This is a genomic window from Mycobacterium sp. E1386, from assembly GCF_001672745.1.
In the GTDB taxonomy this organism is placed as follows: domain Bacteria; phylum Actinomycetota; class Actinomycetes; order Mycobacteriales; family Mycobacteriaceae; genus Mycobacterium.
Genome location: NZ_LZKH01000208.1, coordinates 1 through 18,097, shown reverse-complemented (window position 1 = coordinate 18,097; position 18,097 = coordinate 1). Strand labels below are relative to the sequence as shown.

The 18,097-nt window shown below is 66.2% G+C and carries 18 protein-coding genes; 11 read left to right on the top strand and 7 right to left on the bottom strand.

Annotated elements, in window-relative coordinates; all coding sequences use genetic code 11:
* Positions 1-1,699: AAA family ATPase (locus A5709_RS21200; RefSeq protein ID WP_156768119.1), on the bottom strand; the 1,699-nt coding region annotated here is incomplete at its 3' end.
* A gap of 163 nt (positions 1,700-1,862) precedes the next feature.
* Here A5709_RS21200 and A5709_RS21195 point away from each other — a divergent pair.
* Positions 1,863-2,681, top strand: a complete 819-nt coding sequence (locus A5709_RS21195) for an SDR family NAD(P)-dependent oxidoreductase (RefSeq protein ID WP_068122189.1) — start codon at positions 1,863-1,865, stop codon at positions 2,679-2,681.
* 20 nt (positions 2,682-2,701) lie between these two features.
* Here the strand turns inward: A5709_RS21195 and A5709_RS21190 are convergent, their stop codons facing one another.
* On the bottom strand, positions 2,702-3,346 hold the full coding sequence (locus A5709_RS21190; RefSeq protein WP_068122186.1) for a PAS domain-containing protein: 645 nt from the start codon (positions 3,344-3,346) through the stop codon (positions 2,702-2,704).
* Positions 3,347-3,554: 208 nt separating this feature from the next.
* Here A5709_RS21190 and A5709_RS21185 point away from each other — a divergent pair, with 208 nt between their 5' ends.
* The 9 genes from A5709_RS21185 (at position 3,555) to A5709_RS21145 (ending at position 13,482) form a co-directional block, all read left to right on the top strand.
* Positions 3,555-4,220 carry a TetR/AcrR family transcriptional regulator gene (locus tag A5709_RS21185; RefSeq protein ID WP_068009918.1) on the top strand — a complete coding sequence of 222 codons (666 nt, stop codon included), beginning with the start codon at positions 3,555-3,557 and terminating at the stop codon, positions 4,218-4,220.
* Between the two features lie 11 nt (positions 4,221-4,231).
* Entirely contained in the window at positions 4,232-4,426 is a 195-nt protein-coding gene (locus A5709_RS21180) for a ferredoxin (protein ID WP_068010037.1), read from the top strand.
* 1 nt (position 4,427) lies between these two features.
* Positions 4,428-5,675: a cytochrome P450 gene (locus A5709_RS21175; protein ID WP_068122183.1), complete on the top strand. Its 1,248-nt coding sequence runs from the start codon at positions 4,428-4,430 to the stop codon at positions 5,673-5,675.
* Between the two features lie 159 nt (positions 5,676-5,834).
* Positions 5,835-6,896, top strand: coding sequence for an amidohydrolase family protein (locus tag A5709_RS21170; protein ID WP_197500964.1), 1,062 nt, complete (start codon positions 5,835-5,837; stop codon positions 6,894-6,896).
* Positions 6,897-6,907: 11 nt separating this feature from the next.
* Positions 6,908-8,149, top strand: coding sequence for a Xaa-Pro peptidase family protein (locus tag A5709_RS21165; RefSeq protein ID WP_068122180.1), 1,242 nt, complete (start codon positions 6,908-6,910; stop codon positions 8,147-8,149).
* A complete protein-coding gene (locus A5709_RS21160; RefSeq protein WP_067945341.1) occupies positions 8,139-9,257 on the top strand; it encodes a Xaa-Pro peptidase family protein in 1,119 nt (372 codons plus the stop codon). The genes A5709_RS21165 and A5709_RS21160 overlap by 11 nt, the downstream gene beginning before the upstream one ends.
* A gap of 2 nt (positions 9,258-9,259) precedes the next feature.
* Complete coding sequence (locus A5709_RS21155; protein WP_067945339.1) at positions 9,260-10,249, top strand: enoyl-CoA hydratase/isomerase family protein; 990 nt, start codon at positions 9,260-9,262, stop codon at positions 10,247-10,249.
* Positions 10,249-12,666, top strand: a complete 2,418-nt coding sequence (locus A5709_RS21150) for a CaiB/BaiF CoA-transferase family protein (protein WP_231987027.1) — start codon at positions 10,249-10,251, stop codon at positions 12,664-12,666. Before A5709_RS21155 ends, A5709_RS21150 begins: the two co-directional genes overlap by 1 nt.
* Before the next feature lie 6 nt (positions 12,667-12,672).
* Positions 12,673-13,482: an SDR family NAD(P)-dependent oxidoreductase gene (locus A5709_RS21145; RefSeq protein ID WP_067945337.1), complete on the top strand. Its 810-nt coding sequence runs from the start codon at positions 12,673-12,675 to the stop codon at positions 13,480-13,482.
* On the opposite strand, the gene A5709_RS21140 is transcribed toward A5709_RS21145, so the two are convergent.
* From A5709_RS21140 to A5709_RS21130, 3 genes are all read right to left on the bottom strand, one after another.
* Positions 13,479-14,309, bottom strand: coding sequence for an SDR family NAD(P)-dependent oxidoreductase (locus A5709_RS21140; protein WP_156673229.1), 831 nt, complete (start codon positions 14,307-14,309; stop codon positions 13,479-13,481). The genes A5709_RS21145 and A5709_RS21140 overlap by 4 nt on opposite strands.
* Positions 14,310-14,328: 19 nt before the next feature.
* Positions 14,329-15,177: a mycofactocin-coupled SDR family oxidoreductase gene (locus tag A5709_RS21135; protein ID WP_067945332.1), complete on the bottom strand. Its 849-nt coding sequence runs from the start codon at positions 15,175-15,177 to the stop codon at positions 14,329-14,331.
* Between the two features lie 234 nt (positions 15,178-15,411).
* Positions 15,412-16,062, bottom strand: coding sequence for a TetR/AcrR family transcriptional regulator (locus A5709_RS21130; RefSeq protein ID WP_067945330.1), 651 nt, complete (start codon positions 16,060-16,062; stop codon positions 15,412-15,414).
* 242 nt (positions 16,063-16,304) lie between these two features.
* Between A5709_RS21130 and A5709_RS21125 the strand changes: the two genes are divergently transcribed.
* Positions 16,305-17,480, top strand: a complete 1,176-nt coding sequence (locus A5709_RS21125) for an acyl-CoA dehydrogenase family protein (RefSeq protein WP_068122177.1) — start codon at positions 16,305-16,307, stop codon at positions 17,478-17,480.
* On the opposite strand, the gene A5709_RS21120 is transcribed toward A5709_RS21125, so the two are convergent.
* Both A5709_RS21120 and A5709_RS21115 read right to left on the bottom strand, forming a co-directional pair.
* Positions 17,477-17,740 carry a DUF4190 domain-containing protein gene (locus A5709_RS21120; protein ID WP_068009931.1) on the bottom strand — a complete coding sequence of 88 codons (264 nt, stop codon included), beginning with the start codon at positions 17,738-17,740 and terminating at the stop codon, positions 17,477-17,479. The two genes, A5709_RS21125 and A5709_RS21120, sit on opposite strands and share 4 nt — an antisense overlap.
* A gap of 86 nt (positions 17,741-17,826) precedes the next feature.
* The coding region (locus A5709_RS21115) for an acyl-CoA dehydrogenase family protein (protein ID WP_255403441.1) at positions 17,827-18,097 on the bottom strand (271 nt) is incomplete at its 5' end.

The window sequence follows — 18,097 nt, the reverse complement described above, 5'->3', positions numbered from 1 at the left end:
GCATCACGTCAGAACCTCCGCCTTGCGCTTCCGCGCAAATCCGGTCAATTGCCTCGCGGAGCGCTGGAACGCCGGCGGAGTGGCCGTCGGTGGCCCTGATGGCAATGCCGTCGAGCAGGAGATCTACGGGCCGAGCGGGCTCCGGCCGCGGCGGCGCCGCGCGAGCCACCGCCGCCGTCATCCCAATGCCGCCGTGCGGGCACAGCCGTCCGCCGAACATCGCCGCCCCCACGGCTTCCAAGTACGTTTCGCGCGCCTGCGCGTCATCGAGCGACTCCAGCCTCTTCGCGGCATCCAGAAGCCCGACGGCAGAGTCGGATACGGTCGGCGCGCCGGCGTCACCGCTGCGGCTCCTGGCGAAGGCGATCTGTGCGCGAAGTCGTGTCACTTGCGCCCCTTCCAGTGCCGCTAGCGGCGCCGATTCAGCAATGGTGAGCAGTTCCTCCGCGGCGTCGAACGCGGCTACGTCGCGTTTCGCCTGGGCGGCCGCGAGCGCCCTGGCTCCGCGGCGAATCGGGTCGGGTGTCAATTGGGCGGCCCGCTCCAGAAACGCGGCCGCGGCGGCAACGCCCCCTCTGCTTTGCGCCCTATCCGCCGAACGCTCGAGTTGGACGGCGACGGCCTCATCGGGAGCCGGCGCGGCGACCGCCAAGTGCCACGCGTGCCGGTCCGGGTCGATGTCTCGGTCGGTTGCCTCGGCCAGCGCTTGATGAGCGCGTCGCCGCTCCATCACGTCAGCGGAGCGGTATGCGGCCGAACGCACCAACGGATGGTGGAATCGCACCCTGGTCCCGACGTCAATCAATCCCGCCGCCTCGGCGCCCGCGGCCGCATCCGGGGCGAGGCCCAGCTGCTCGGCAGCGCGCAGCAACAGTGCCGTATCGCCGACCGGCTCGGCGGCGGCAGTGAGTAACAACTGCTGGGCGTGTTCGGGCAACGACCGAATCCGCCGCAGAAATGTCTGTTCTATCTGTCCGGCTAGGGGCCAGCTATCTGGCCGGTTGAACCCGCCGGCCAGCTCCGCCGCGGTCAACCCCTTCGGTAGTTCCAGCAACGCGAGGGGGTTGCCGCGCGTCTCGGCGACGATGCGGTCGCGTACCTGATCATCCAAACGCCCGACGATGACCGAATCCAGCAGTGCTCGGGCATCACCGGAATTGAGGCCGCCGATCGTAAGCTCCGGCAGCCCCGCCAGGTCGTCGCGCACGTCGTCGCGCACTGCGAAGATGATCGCGGCCGGCTCGGCGACCAGGCGGCGAGCGACAAACGCCAGCGTTTGTGCCGAGATGTGGTCAATCCATTGCGCGTCGTCAATCAGAACGAGCAGGGGCTGGCTCTCCGTCGCCGCGCCGATCAGGCTCAGCACCGCCAGACCGACCAGGAAACGATCGGGCGCCGGTCCGGCGCTGCGGCCGAAGGCGATGTTCAATGCTTCCCGCTGAGGGGACGGCAAGCGGTCGATGCAGTCGAGCAGTGGCGCGCAGACTTGTTGCAAGGCGGCGAATGCGAGCTCCATTTCGGATTCCACGCCCGCCACCCGGGTCGTGCGGAAGCCTGAGGAGCGCTCGGAGACGAAGTCGAGTAACGCCGTCTTGCCGATGCCGGCTTCGCCGCGCAGCACCAGCACCTGACTTTGGCCGGAGCGCGCAGCGGACGTCACACGATCGAGGGCCGCGCATTCGCTGCGCCGGCCCCGCAAACGTTGTGCCGGGAATGTGTTGGACACGCACACCGCCGCAGGTAAGGGATTGCTCCCTGACCTTACCGACCCCGCCCGCCGCTTGGATGACGCGCCGTGGGGTCCGCGCTTTCGTTAAATCAATTGCTTGACTTAACGCGCCCGGCGCCGATTAACTCAGCGGGTGGTCAACGAATTGGACGGCAAGGTCGCCATCGTCACCGGCGGCGCTTCCGGCATCGGTCGCGGGATAGTGGAACGGTTTGTGGCCGAGGGGTCGCGGGTCGTCATCGGCGACATCGAGACCGACCGGGGAGAGGAACTGGCCGCCACGCTGGGCGCCGGCGCCGCGTTTCGGCGGACGGACGTCTCCGATCCCGAACAGGTCGGGGCGCTGATCGCCACCACCGTCGAGAAATTCGGCGGCCTCCACGTCATGGTGAACAACGCCGGCATCTCGAGCCCGCTGCGCCGACTGCTCGACGACGACCTGGCCGACTTCCACCGGGTGATGGGGGTCAACGTCCTGGGAGTGATGGCCGGTACCCGAGATGCCGCCCGCCACATGGCCGAATCCGGTGGCGGATCGATCATCAACCTGACGTCAATCGGCGGCATCCAGGCGGGCGGCGGGGTGATGGTCTACCGAGCATCCAAAGCCGCGGTCATCCAGTTCACCAAGTCGGCGGCAATTGAGTTGGCGCGCCACGACGTTCGGGTGAACGCCATCGCGCCGGGCAGCATCCCCACGCCGATCCTGGCTTCGTCGGCCGTGGACGTGGATCCCGATGAACTCGCGCGGTTCGAAGCGCGGATTCGCCAGGGAATGCGTGACGACCGGCCACTGAAGCGGGAGGGCACGCCCGACGACGTCGCCGAGGCGGCGTTGTACTTCGCCACCGATCGGTCCCGGTATGTCACCGGGGCCGTGCTGCCGGTAGACGGGGGGACGTCCGCCGGGAAGGTGATTCGCCCCCGCAACGATGCCCGTAAGGGTGAGTGACGGCTAAGGGGAGGGCTGCCTCAGGGCCCTTCCGCGGGATGTCCGGCGTGGGTTTCCAGCCGTAGCCTGGCCAGTGCCTCCGCGCGCTTGAGGTCTTGTACACCAGCGCTTTCCATGATCACGCTGTGGGAGTGCGCCAGCACACTGAGCACGGCCTCGGTGGGTAGGTCGGGGAACTGGCGCCCCAGCACCTCGGCCGAGCTCCGTAACTCGAACAGTTTCGGATACGCGCGGTCGGCGGGCGCCGGCGGGACGACTCGGGTGACGTCCTGGGCGTGCTGCAGCACGGCCACGGTCTTTTTGCCCTCCTTGATCGGAGAATTCACCGGCGTCCAAACCTTGTAGACGAACTCGCCCGGATTCCGCCAGTCAGGAATGTCATAGCGCTGCACCCCGAGCCAATGCCGGATCCCGCGACGAAGGACCAACTCCAGCGACGCTGAAGCGTTGGCCACGCCGTCGGCCTCCGGATCGCTCGGGTTGTCGGGGAAGACGTCGAACAGCTGCTTGCCGAGCAGGCCCTCCCGCGGGTGTCCCGACACGCGCTCGCAGGCCGGGTTCACCGCCCGGATGCGCAAATCCGCATCGGTCAACAGGTAGGGAGCCCACTTGGACTGAAACCACGCCGACTCCTCGATCGCCGAGACCCGGCTGGCTGACAACATGACTACCCCCGCAATGATTCACCGTCCTGACACCGCCACGTTGCCGCCGCGCAAGAAGCCATCGTCGCCCAGCGGGACTGCTGGCGGCGAGGGACCTTTGTCACCCGTTCCCCGCTATCTGGCACCGAAGCGACGGCGCACCGGTCGGCAGGGCCCAGAATTAAATCAATCGCTTGACTTAATCAACGGTGCGCGGTTGACTAACCGGGTGACCACCATCGGCCGGACCGTTCGCACGGAGCGGGCCAGCTCAACCCAGGAAGCGATCCTGGTCGCGGCCGAGCGGTTGTACGCCGAGCACGGCATGTTCGCGGTGTCGAATCGGCAGGTGAGCGAGGCCGCCGGTCAGGGCAATAACGCCGCGGTGGGCTACCACTTCGGCACCAAGGCCGACCTGGTCCGCGCGATCGAACAGAAGCACCGCGGTCCGGTCGAACAGCTGCGCGAGCGGATGGTGAGCGAGCTGGTCGAATCGGGTGGTTCGACCGAGATGAGGGACTGGGTGGCGTGCCTGGTGCGCCCGCTCACCGATCATCTCGAAGAGCTCGGCAACCCCACCTGGTACGCCCGTTTCGCGGCGCAGGCCATGACCGATCCCGCGTACTACAACATCATCGTCAAGGGTGCGCTCAGCTCGCCGTCCCTGGTTCAGGTCCTCGAGGGCATCAACGGCTGTCTGCCCGACCTGCCGGCCGAAGTGCACTTCGAACGAAACATCATGGCCCGCAACCTTTTGATGCACACTTGCGCCGATCGGGAACGGGCGCTTGCCGCGGGCGCCTCGCCGCCCCAGCGATCCTGGCGGGCCGCCGCATCCGGTCTCATCGACGCGATCGTGGGCCTGTGGCTGGCGCCCGTGACTCCGTACGAATGAAGGGTCTGCAGATGAAAGTGACTGTCGACCAAGACGTCTGCGCTTCGTCGGGAAACTGCGTGCTGAACGCCCCGGAGGTGTTCGACCAGCGCGACGACGACGGCGTGGTCGTCCTGCTCAACCCCAATCCATCGTCCGAACAGGCCGAGGGCGCCCGGCGAGCGGCCGCGGCATGCCCCGCGCTGGCCATTCACATCGAGGAATGACATGTCAGAGACGCTGACGAACACTTCTGCGGCCGAGGCGGCCCCCGAAATCCCCGATTATCCGATGCCGAGGCAGGCGGGCTGCCCCTTCGCCCCGCCGCCGGGCGTCATGGCGCTGGCCGAAGCGCGACCGCTGTCCCGAGTCCGGATCTGGGACGGCAGCACACCGTGGCTCGTCACCGGCTATGAGCAAGTGCGGGAACTGTTCTCGGATTCGCGGGTCAGCGTCGACGACCGGCTGCCCGGGTTCCCGCACTGGAATGCGGGCATGTTGTCCACCGTGCACAAGCGTCCGCGATCGGTCTTCACCGCCGACGGGGAAGAGCACACCCGATTTAGGCGCATGTTGTCGAAACCCTTCACGTTCAAGCGCGTTGAAGGATTGCGTCCGACCATCCAGCGGATCACCGACGAGCACATCGACGCGATGCTAGCCGGCTCCCGCCCCGCCGACCTGGTCACTGCGTTGGCGCTGCCCGTCCCATCCCTGGTGATCAGCCAGCTGCTCGGCGTTCCGTACGAGGACGCCGACATGTTCCAGCACCACGCCAACGTCGGGCTCGCGCGTTATGCGACGGGCGAAGACACCGTCAAGGGCGCCATGAGCCTGAACAAGTATCTCGCCCAGCTGGTCGAGGCCAAGATGGAGAACCCCGCAGAGGACGCGGTTTCCGATCTTGCCGAGCGGGTGAAGGCCGGCGAGCTCAGCGTGAAAGAGGCCGCCCAGCTGGGTACCGGTCTGCTGATCGCCGGGCACGAGACCACCTCGAACATGATCGGACTCGGGGTCCTCGCACTCCTGGTGAACCCGGACCAGTTGGCAGTCATCCGCGATGCCGAGGATCCCAAGGTCGTCGCCAGCGCGGTCGAGGAATTGTTGCGCTACCTGAGCATCATTCAAAACGGCCAGCGCCGCGTCGCACTCGAGGACATCCATATCGCCGGGGAGATGATCCGCGCCGGCGAAGGCATCATCATCGACTTGGCCCCGGCCAACTGGGATCCGCACGCCTTCGCCGAACCCGACCGGCTCTACCTGCACCGCTCGGGGGCCGACCGCAACGTCGCCTTCGGTTATGGCCGGCATCAGTGCGTGGGGCAACAGCTCGCCCGCGCCGAGCTGCAGATCGTCTATCGCACCCTGTTCCGCCGCGTACCCACGCTGCAACTCGCTGTCCCGGTCGAGGACGTGCCCCTCAAGGACGACCGGCTCGCCTACGGCGTCTACGAACTTCCGGTGACCTGGTAGCCCGCAGGTCGCTACTGTGACAATGCCGATCCGAATGGAGGGTCAATGATGACGACTCACACAAGCACCGTTTCGCTTTACCCACCCGAAGGCTTCGGCGCCCCGAAGGACCGGCGCGGTCACGCCTCGGGCGCGGATGTCGGTCTGCCGGCGGGAACCGTGGTGTTCTCCGCGGACAATCACATCTCGTTGGCGGACGACATTTTCTACCAACGCTTTCCGGACGACCTCAAGGACAAGGCGCCGCGAATCTGGTACGAGGATGGCGCCTACCAGGTCGGCCGCAAGGGACAGTCGTTCCTGCCCGGTGACTTCAGCGCGGTGCTGATGCAGTACGACGACCTGCCCGGGGCGGCGAGCACCAACATCGAGGCCCGCATCCAGGAGCTGCATGACGACGGAGTCGACAAGGAGTTGGCCTTCCCCAACGCGATCTTGGCGCTCTTCCACTACCCGGACAAGAATCTGCGTGAGCTCGCGTTCCGCATCTACAACGAGTACATCGCCGAATTGCAGGAACGCTCGAACGGCCACTTCTACGGCGCCGGGCTGATCAACTGGTGGGACCCCCAGGGCACCCGCAAGACCCTGGAAGAACTGAAGTCGCTGGGGCTCAAGACCTTCCTGATGCCGTTGAATCCCGGCAAGGGCGATGACGGTAACCCGATCGACTACTCCAGCACTTCCATGAGGCCGGTCTGGGACGAGATTGAGGCCGCCGGTCTTCCGATCACGCACCACATCGGGGAAACGCCGCCAAAAAGCCCGACCGAGTTCAACAGCGTCGTCGTCGGCATGATGATCAACATCGATGGCTTCCGGGAGACGTTCTCCAAGTACATCTTTGGCGGTATCCTCGATGACCACCCGGGCCTGCGGATCGGTTGGTTCGAGGGCGGCATCGCCTGGGTTCCGTGGGCCCTGCAGGACGCCGAGCATCTGGTGGCCTCATACCAGCACATGTTCAACCGCCCGTTGCAGCACGACGTGCGGTACTACTGGGACAACCACATGAGCGCGTCGTTCATGGTCGACCCGCTCGGACTGCAGCTGATCGACAAGATCGGTGTGGACAAGGTGATGTGGTCCAGCGACTACCCGCACAACGAAAGCACCTACGGCTATTCGGAGAAGTCACTGGCCGCCGTGGTCGATGCTGTCGGGCCCGCGGACGCGGCGAAAATCGTGAGCGGCAACGTCACCAAGTTCCTGGGCTTGTAGGGGCGGGGCCGATGACGACGTTCGCGCAAGCGGGTGCGCGCACCGGTAGCCTACTGATCCCCGAGACGCCCGACCTGGACCGCATGCGCCGCGAGACCGGGGCGCGGCTGCGCTCGGCGATGGCCGAACGCGGCGTCGACGCACTGATCCTGCTGGGCAACAGCGCGGTTGTCTATGCCACCGGAACGAGCTGGCCGCTCGGTGACGCGGGCTTGTCCTATGTGGAACGGCCGGTAGCCGTTGTGCTCGCCGGCGATGAATGGCCGCACCTGTTCCTGCCCTTCCGTGAGGGCGTCGCATCGGAGTCAGACCTGCCCGCCGACCATGTGCACGGCCCGTTGTATCTCGAATTCGACGAGGGCGTGCAGGATTTCGCGCGCGTGCTGGCTGACCTGATTCCGGCGCAGGCGGTGATCGCGGTCGATGAGTGCACCGGCGCCATGTCGCGCGCAGCGAAGGCGTTGTTCCGCGGCGGCGCCCCCGTCGATGCGGCGGCCATCGTCAGCGCCGCCAAAGCGGTGAAGACGCCCGACGAATTGTCCTGCATGCGCACCGCCATCCGGATCACCGACGAGGCGATGGTCGAGGTCCAGAAGCGGCTGGCCCCGGGTATCCGCCAGATCGACTTGTCCGCAAGCTTTTTGCGGCGCGCCTTCGAATTGGGTGCGACGGCGAGCATGCTGGAACCGATCTGGCAGGTGATGCCGCCGAGCAAGGCCGAAGGCGTATGGACCACACACGGCGACCTGGCGCTGCCCCTGCTGAGCACCGAGCGCGAACTGGCCGAAGGCGACGTGCTGTGGACCGACGTCAGCATTACCTACCACGGTTACTGCTCGGACTTCGGGCGCACGTGGATCGTCGGCCGGGACCCGTCGCCGCGCCAGCAGGCACAGTTCGACAAATGGTTCGAGATCATGTCCGCCGTCCTGGGTGTCGCCAAGGCCGGAGCCACGGCGGCGGATCTGGGCCGGGCCGCCATCGGCGCCAACGGCGGTAGCAAGCCGTGGCTCCCGCACTTCTACCTGGGCCACGGCATCGGCGTGAACGCGGCCGAAATGCCGATGATCGGAACGGATCTCGGGCAGGAATTCGACGAGAATTTCGTCCTGCAGCCGGGCATGGTGCTGGTCCTGGAGCCCGTGGTGTGGGAAGACGGCACCGGTGGCTATCGCAGCGAAGAGGTCCTGGTAATCACCGAGGAGGGCTGGATCCGATTGACCGACTACCCCTATGACCCGTATGGCAACTGAAGTCCTAGCCGACGATCGCGCGCTGCGCTCGGGCCGCCGCCAGCGTGTGCTGGATCAGATGGCGGCGCAGGACCTCGACGTCCTGGTCCTCGGCCGCCAAGCCAACGTCCGCTACGTCACCGGCGCGCCACAGTTGTGGGTCGCCGGGACCCGGCCGTTCGGCCCGGCGTGTGTGCTGGTGCGTGCGACGGGGTCGATCCATCTCCTCAGCACCTGGGACGAGGGCATCCCCGACGACATTCCGCACGAGAACCTGTACGGCATCTCGTGGAACCCGATGAACACCATGTCGGCGCTGCAGCGCATCGACGGCGCAGCCACCGCCCGGCGGGTCGGAACCGACGCGATATCACCGACTTTCGCGCAACTGCTGCCCACGGCGTTTCCCAACGCGGAGCTCGTGGACGGCGAACTCGCGATGCGGGCCGCCCGGCGCATCAAGACGGCCGAAGAGGTGGTTGCGTTGCGGGAGGCGATCTCGGTCGCCGAATCGGGTTTGGCCGCCGCCGTTTCCGAACTACGGCCCGGGGTGACGGAGCAGGCGCTGGCCGGTGTCCTGCTGGAAGCGGTCGCGGCCGGCGGGGTGAGCACTCCGTCGAACCAGGATGTCGCGTGGGTGACGTCGCCCGATCATCCGTGGCGGCGGGCAAACGGTGCCGGCCGGGTCAATGACGGCGATCTGGTGGCGTTTTCGGCCGGTGTGCTGGCCGGCGGATACATCGGCGAGGTGGGGCGCACGTGGCCGGTGGGCGCCGTCCGCGGCGCGGCCACCTTGTATCGACGCTGGGACGGTCTCTGGGGCAGGTTGCTGGCCGCATGCCGCCCGGGCGCCCCCGCGAGCGAATTGCTGGGCGCCTACCAGGCTGCCGGGGAGGCGCCACCGCCGATGCCGGTGGCCCGCGGGCTGGGCATGGGCTTTGACCCACCGGTGATCTCCACGCACCTGCCGGCGACCGCGGCAGGGGAACGGCTGGAGCCGGGCGTGGTGCTGGCCGTGACGGGCTACGTCTGGGAACAGGGAATCGGTGCGGTCTTCGGGCGCGAAGCCGTATTGATCACCGCCGAGGGCTCCGAGGTACTGACCAACAGTCCTGCTTGGCGCGAATAGCCATGGGCGGCAAGTCTAAACCTTCGGCGGAGGAGATCGTCAGGTACCACAAGGACGCTGAGACCCGCATCGCCACCATCACGTTCGACCGACCGGGCCAACTCAATGCGCCCACGATCGCCGCCAGGCTGCGCTACGCCGACCTGTTACACCGCGCCTCCGTCGACGACGAGGTCAAGGTGCTGGTTGTCCGCGGGGCCGGTGACGATCTCGGCTCGGGCGCGGATCTGGTCGAGGAAATGGCGGCACAGAATTCCGCGGATCAGAAGGACCGGCTGGCCGAGTATCGGATCGGCGACGACGAAATCAGCTTTCCGCCTGAGGGTTCGCTTCGGCGGGGCGCCACCCTGGGCCAGTGGTACGCGAACCCGAACTCGGGGATAAGGGGCCTGCAGGACTTCAAGAAGATCAGCATCCTGGAGGCCAAGGGCTACTGCTACGGCTGGCATTTCTACCAAGCGGCCGACGCGGACCTGGTGATCTCCAGCGACGACGCGCTCTTCGGGCATCCGTCCTTCCGGTATTACGGCTGGGGACCGCGAATGTGGTGGTGGGCGCAGACGATGGGAATCCGGAAATTCCAGGAAATGGTTTTCACCGGAAGGGCTTTCACCGCCGCGGAGATGTACGACTGCAACTTCCTCAACAGCGTGGTTCCCAGGGAAGAGCTGGAAGGCGAGGTGCACAGGTACGCGCTGGCGTGCGCGCGCAATCGCCCCACCGACACGGTGTTCATGCAGAAGGTGTTCTTCGAGATCATGAAGCAGTTTCAGGGCGAGTACATGGGCAGCATGCTCAGCGGATTCTTCGAGTCGATGGGGGGTGCGGTCCGACCCGACGGTGACGACTTCATGCTCGGCGAGGCCATCGATCGGGGTTTGGGCGCGGCGGTGAAAGACAACGACGACAAGTTCCCCCAGGAATGGCGCCTCAGCAAAAAAGGACGCAAGAGCGGGCGCGCCAAGGAGCCGAATCGAAAGCGGAAGCGGTAGTGGCGGAGTCCACCATCGAACCACCGCTGGCCGGCTATACCGTGGTCGAGCTATCCACCGGAATCGCGGGCGCCTACTGCACCAAGTTGCTGGCAGACGGTGGAGCGGACGTCGTCAAAGTCGAGCCGCCCGGAGGTCATCCACTGCGTTCCTGGTCCGCCTCTGGTGCCGTCATACCGCCCGGCGGCGACGGGGCGTTGTTCAGCTTTCTGGCCGGGTCGAAGCGCAGCATCGTTGCGGATTCACGGCTCGACGTCGACGTCGAGCTGGTCGACCGGTTGCTGGCGGCCGCGGATGCGGTGGTGTGGTCCGCCGGCTCAGAAGTCGCGCAGCGCCCCGAGTTCGCACCCGCGGCCATGCACCGCCGTCATCCGCACCTCACCGTCATGTCGATCACGCCGTTCGGACTGGAGGGGCCCTGGCGCGATAGGGCCGCCACCGAATTCACGTTGCAGGCTTGGTCTGGCGGGATCGTCGGCCTCGGTCGTGGCGAGGCGGACCGCGCCCCGGTGTTTGTGGGAGGGCAAGTCGGCGAGTACCTGGCCGGGGCCTTCGCGAGCGCGGCCATGCTGGCATCACGCCATGGCAGCAGCGGTGATGGCCCGGGCGAAATTATCGACCTGTCGATGCTGGAAACGCAGATCCTTTCCCTCACTTACTATCCCGTCACCTATTTCGAGATGCTCGGGCGGCCGTGGCGGGACGCGCGCCGTGTCACCGTACCGGGTGTGGCGTGCGCCAAGGACGGACTGGTGGACGTAGGCTGCGGAACCGCGCAGCAGTGGTTCGACTTGTGCGCGATGGTCGGTCACCCCGAATGGATCGACGAGGACTCAGCGCTGACGATCACCGAGCAGGCCACCCTCAACGCCGACGAAATCTATGCCTGGTTCGAGAGCAACACCGTCGACGAGATACGGGAACTCGCAACCGCCTTCCGGATCCCCAACGCCCCGGTTGCCAACGGTGCCAACATCGCATCCCTCGACCAGTTCCGCGAGCGCGGATCGTTCGTTGAGAACCCGGGCGGCCGGTTCCAGCAGCCGAGCCATCCCTACCGGATGACGCCCGCGCTGCTTCGCCGGCCGCAACCGGCGCCGCGGCTCGGCGAACACACGGCGCAGTACCGGACCGCTGACCTGACACCCCGCCCCCTGCCCTCTGGGGATGGGAGCCAACTGCCCCTGAGTGGGATTCGTGTGCTGGACATGACGACGTTCTGGGCCGGCCCCTGTTGCACCCACCTTCTGGCGATGCTGGGGGCGGAAGTCATCCATGTGGAATCAACACGCCGTCCGGACGGGACCCGGCTGATCGCGGGCGTGCCCGTCACCGAGAACCAGTGGTGGGAGAAGTCGCCGATATTCGCGGCGCTGAACACCAACAAGAAGGGCCTCACGCTGGACCTGCAAAGCCCGCGCGGCCGGGATCTCCTGCGCCGGCTCATCGCGACCTGCGACGTGGTCGTGGAAAATTTCACGCCACGGGTGCTCGACCAGATGGGCCTGGATTTCACCGCGGTCCAGTCGATCAAGCCCGACGTCGTCATGGTGCGGATGCCAGGCTTCGGGCTTGAGGGCCCATGGCGCGACAACCCGGCATTCGCGTATGTCATCGAGGCCGCATCCGGATTGACGTGGCTGACCGGATACGCCGACCGCACACCGTATGACCCGTACTCGATCGGTGACCCGAACGCGGGCGTGCATGCGGTGAATGCGGTGTTGCTGGCGCTGGAACACCGGCGCCGCAGCGGCAAAGGTGTGTTCGTCGAGGCGGCAATGGTGGATGCCGCGCTCAGTATCGCCGCCGAGCAGGTCATCGAATACTCTGCGTACGGGGCGTTGCTGGAACGCGCGGGCAACCGGGGACCGACGGCGGTACCGCAAAACCTCTACCGCAGCAACGACATCGACGAGTTCGGCCGGCTCGACAGCTGGGTCGCGATCGCGGTGAGCACCGACCAGCAGTGGAAGGGCTTGTGCGCCGCGATCGGGTCGCCCTCGTGGGCAAGGGATCCCAAGCTGGCCACCGCGCGGGGCCGGAAAGAGCATGAGGACGCTATCGACGAACGGTTGGCCGCGTGGTGTGCGGGACGCGGTCGCGACGAGATCGTCGCCACTCTTTGGGGCGCCGGGGTCCCGGTCGCCAAGGTCATGCAACCGCACCGCCAAACGGAACTGGAGCAGCTGACGTTTCGCGGCTTCTTCGAGGAAGTCGACCACCCGGTGAACGGCCCGGCTAGGCTCAGCACCGTGCCGATGAGGCTGTCCGCAGGGCCGTCGAAGTTCCACACCCAGCACGCGCCGCTGCTGGGGCAGCACAACCATGAATTGCTGGCCGAGCTGGGGTTGAGCGGCTCGGAAATCGCCGCCCTGGAAGCCGACGGCGTTATCGGCTGCACACCGGCGATGTGACCGACGATGGCAATCGATCCCTCGGACATCATGCTCACCGGCCGGGTGGCGGTGGTCACCGGCGGGGGAGCGGGCATCGGTCGTGGTGTCGCGGCCGGTCTCACCGCGTTCGGTGCGACAGTGGCGATCTGGGAGCGTGACCCGCAAACCTGTTCTCAGGCTGCGGAATCCATTGGCGCACTGGGCATCGTGACCGATGTCCGGGACAGCGGCCAGGTGGACGACGCGCTGCAGCGCACGAATGCCGAACTCGGCACGCCGACGATCCTGGTCAACAACGCCGGAGGGGTGTTTTCGTCGCCCCTGTTGGAAACCAGTGAGAACGGTTGGGATGCCCTTTACCGGGCCAACCTGCGTCACGTGCTGCTGTGCACCCAGCGCATCGCGAGGCAGCTGGTCGCAGCCGGCATCGGGGGCAGCGTCATCTCGGTGACATCGATCGAGGGGGTGCGCGCCGCGCCGGGCTACGCCGCGTACGCGGCGGCCAAGGCGGGCGTCATCAACTACACCCAGACCGCCGCGCTGGAACTCGCGCCGCACGGTATCCGGGTCAACGCGATCGCACCCGATATCACGCTCACCGAGGGGCTGGCACAGCTCGGCGGCGAGACGGCGCTGACCCGAGTCGGAGACGTGGTTCCGCTGGGGCGCCCGGGTCACGTCGACGAAATCGCCGGCGTCGCGGTCTTTCTCGCATCCAACATGTCGGCGTACCTGACCGGGCAGACTTTGCACGTCGACGGGGGCACCCACGCGGCGAGCGGTTGGTATCACGACCCGAAAACAGGCGAGTACCGCCTCGGCCCGTCCGCCTAGTGGCTCCACCCCTCGGCGGCCTGGTCTGAGAAGGTGCGGTCGATGCGTTCGAACCTGCGACGGATCGACGCGCGGGCGGCCTCGTGCGGCAGCACGTACAGGCGATTGGCCAGGATCGCGTCCGCCGTCAACCGGGCGACATCTGCCACGCGTACGCCCTCGTCCTGCGTCGGTAGCGTTCCGTCCGCCGCCTTCGGCGAAGACGACAGCCCGTAGTCCGCACCGCGGATCCGTTCCGAGTTGGAGACCAGCTTGGTCTCAACCACCATCGGGCACAGCACCGAAACGCCGATGCCGTTGTCTTTCACCTCGCGGGCGAGCGTCTCGGCCAGGCCGACCACACCGTATTTGGCGACACCGTAGGTACCGAGGCCGGCGTTGGGAACGAGGCCGGCGAAGGACGCCGTGAACGCGAAGTGTCCGCCCGTGCCCTGTTCGAGCAGCCTCGGCAGGAACGCCTCGACGGCGTGGATGTTGCCCCACAGGTCGATATCGATGACCCAGCGCCAGTCCTCGTGCGTCATCTGTGCGATCGGGCCGGCGACCACTATGCCGGCGTTGCTGAAGACGACGTCGACGCGGCCAAGCAGGCGGAAAGACTCCTTCGCGAGGTGAACCATTTCGTGGAGATGCCGTACGTCGCACACCACGCCATGCGCGTCGAATCCCCCTGCGCGCAGATGGTTTACCGCCTGCTCCAGGCCCGGCTGATCGACGTCGGAGAGCACCACGCGGGCGCCCCGGCGGGCGAATTCGGTGGCCGTGGCCAAGCCGATGCCACTCGCACCGCCCGTGACGACCGCTCCACGACCTTCAAATCCGGCAATTCCGTTCACAGACCGGATGCTACTTAAGGCAGCTACCCGCATCGATGGGCAGGGTCACGCCGGTGATGTAGCGGGATTCGTCGGAGGCGAAGAACAGCACCGCATTGCTGACGTCGATCGGCTCCACCCACGGAATCGGCATGGTGTGGAACAGCTGGCAGATCGGCGCCATGTCGTCGGGACCGGGGTTTTCCAGGTCCGGTCGGAACATCTTGAAAGTGCCCTCGTTGTGCAGCATCGGCGTCTTGACATGGGTCGGGTGAACCGAGTTGACCCGAATCATGTGCTGCCCCAACTCAACCCCGAAGGCGCGCATCAACCCGACGACACCGTGTTTGGCGGCGACATAGTGACCGGTGTGAGGGTAGGCCTTCAGGCCGCCGACCGAGCTGGTCAGGATGATGGAACCGCCGCGGCCGCCCGACAGGAGGTGCGGCACACCGGCTTTCACGGTTTTCCATACGCCCGCCAGGTTGATGTCGATCATCTCGGTCCAGTCTTGTTCGCTGGTTTTGTCCAGAGTGTCGCCGCCGTTGCCGATCCCGGCATTCGCCACGATGATGTCGAGCCGGCCGAGTTGCTCGACGCCGCCGTCCAGGGCGGCTTTCAGCGCCTCGTAGTCGCGCACGTCGACCTCGGCGGTGACGATCCTGCGGTTGTGCCCCTTGACCAGGTCGGCCGTCTCCGCGAGATCCTCGGGCGTGGAGGCCGGGATCGCGGTGTCGGTCACGCCCTCGCGGATGGGCTTGCAGATGTCGATGGCGATGATGTCGGCACCCTCTTGGGCCAACCGCACCGCATGGCTGCGGCCCTGACCGCGCGCCGCCCCGGTGACGAAAGCGACTTTGCCCTCAACACGTCCGGTCATGGCTACCTCAACTCCTGACTAGTGATCGCCTGCCTCAGCGCGAAACGTCCGTTACCGCGTCACCGGCCTGCGCACGTCGCCGCCTCTGCACTCTGACACCACCCACTCTTGAGTGTCAACGGCGAATCCATTTTCGCTATTTGTCATTCTAAATATTAGAGAATCTGATTCTCATCAGCAAATGACGTGCGGTATTTGATCAGGTCAGGGATGGCGCCGGCCGCGGGGTTCGCGCTAGCCGACGAAGCCGCGTGAGCAGAAATCCCATACCTCTTCGCTGGTAATGGGATGGACGGTCGCGTCATCCGAGCCGCCGCTGGATTGTGCGATGAACATCACGGTCTGCATGGTCATCGCGGCCATCCGCTTCGCATTGACGCCCGTGCGCAATTCACCGGCGTCATAGGCCGCTTCCATCAATTCGGTGAGCAAAGCCAAAAGGGGGGCGTGCGCAACCTTGACCTCGGCGGGATGCGTGACCAGCAACCGCGGCGCGAAGTCGGTGAACAGCGGCCGCTTGGCAGTCGGATCCGGGCGGGAGGCCTCGTACAGGAGTTGCACGGCGACCTTCAGCCGCTCCAGCGGATCGGTCTGGCTTTCGGTTGCGGCGCGAATCTGGTCGGCGGACCGGCTCAAGGCGTCTTCGAACAACGCCAACAACAACTCGTGCTTGCCGTCGAACTGCAGGTAGAAGCTGCGTAGCGACTGGCGGGAGCGGTCGACGACCTCCTGCACGGTAAAGTCCGTGGAGCCCTTCTCGATGATGATGGCCTGCGCCGCGTCGAGGAAGCGCTGAACACGTTGCGCCGCTCGCAATTTCGCCGTCTTGATCGACCTCTCGACGGCGCGCTGCTTCCAGGCGGGCTCTTCGCTTGGGCTGGTCACGGCCGGCTCAGCCGATTGCCGCGAGGGGAGAACATGATTGGACTGTACCGGAGAACGCCGTGACATCGCTGCGCTCGACCCCCTCACGGATCATGTGTCGGAGATTGTAACTTTCTCGTCACGAGAATAGTATTCTCTTAGACGTGTGTATGGAAGCGTAAGTATAAGAGCGACCCGCGCGGTCGGCGGAAATCGTCATCTACCGACACCCGGCAGTGCTCACGACCGTTCCGGGGAGTCGCGTGCAGCTCACCTTTGACGCCGAGGTCGAGGCGTTTCGTTCCGAATTCATCGCCTTCCTCGACGCGCACCTCCCCACCGAGGCCGAGGCATTCGAGCGGCCCCGCTCCAGCTCGCACGTGCCGGACTGGGCGCGACGCTGGCAACGGCTGCTGTTCGACAACGGCTGGCTGCTGCCCGGCAATCCGCCCGAGTTCGGCGGACGCAACGCCACGCTGTTGCAGCAATACGTCTACTTGGAGGAATTGGGGCGGCGGCGCATCTATCAAAGTTTCAATCCGCAAGGCGTCGGCATCATCGCGGCCTCGCTGCTGACCTTCGGCACACCCGAACACAAGCGGAAATGGGCGGTACCGATTTTGCGAGCCGAGATCACCGCGGCACTGGGGATGAGTGAACCCGGGGCGGGCTCCGACCTCGCGTCCCTGAAAACGCGTGCGGTGCTCGACGGCGATCACTTCGTCGTCAATGGGCAAAAGGTGTGGACTTCAGGCGCCCACGATGCCGACGTGCTGCTTACCTTCGTGCGCACCGATCCAAAGGCGCCGAAACACAAGGGCATTAGCGTGTTACTGATCCCGACCGATACACCGGGTGTGGTGCGCCGCCCGTTCGCCTCGATGTGTGACAGCGACGAGGTCGACTTCAACGAGGTGTTTTTCACCGACGCGCGGGTGCCTGCCGAGAATCTGGTGGGCGAGCTCAACGGGGGCTGGCGGGTGGCCACCGGCTCGCTGGGGCACGAACGCGTCATGCTCTGGATGGGATACGTCGACCTATTGCACGAATTGAGCATCGATTTCCGCCCCTCGAGCGCGCTGGAGCGAGATCGCTACGCCACCCTGGTGATGGACGCCCACGCGCTGCGGCTCCTGGGATCCGCGGCGTTGTCGCGGGCAGCTCGCGGTGAAGAGGACGTACCGGCCCAATCGGTGCTCAAGCTGTTGGGATCCGAAGCCCTGCAACGGGCGTCCGAGGACGCGCTGGACGCCGCGCGAACGGACGGGCTGGTGTACCGCGCGGTGACCGCCCCGTTCGCCCCGCTGAACCTCGACAGCCATTACCGCAGCTGGTTCGACCGCTACGCGCGCAGTTTCGCCGCGACGATTGCGGGCGGTACGTCGGAAATTCAGCGGAACATCATTGCCGAGCGCGTGCTGGGGCTGCCCCGCAACTAGCGTGCGTCCAGCCAGGCGTAGTACCCGATCACGACGAGCCCGGCCGCGATCGACAAGCCCCCTAACGCCATGCCGGCCAGGGCGATTCGGAGATTGTTCGCTTCGCCTCGCTGCACGCGTCTGCGCGCGATGTCACCCGTGATCACCGCCGCGACGCCGAAAGGCACCCCGATCAGCATCCAGCATGTCAGGAGCGCGACCAGGCCCACGAGCAGCGAAGCCACGCCCATCTCGTTCCGTGGTTGCTCGGGTTGACTCATCGCATCCGATCGTTTTGGTGGCCAGACGGAGTCTACGCGCAATTAGCCGGTCCTCCGGCGGCTCATGCGAACGCGGCGCGGGCGGGCTAGAGCTCGGCAATCCGCGGCGCAAACCGCTTATCCACCAGAGCTTTCCCGGCTTCCCGGGTAAGTTCCCGCGCGTTGCCCAGCAGCCCATCCAGGATCAGCGACCGTTTGACGTGGTGATGCAGCGGATGCTCGGCTGTGAAGCCGATCCCGCCGAGCACCTGCTGGCAGTGGCGGGCGGCGGTGAGCGCGGCCTGGCCGGCGGCGGCCTTCGCCAGCAGGGCGGCCAGGCCGTCGTGATCGTGTGCTTGCGCCGCGACGTGCAGCGCC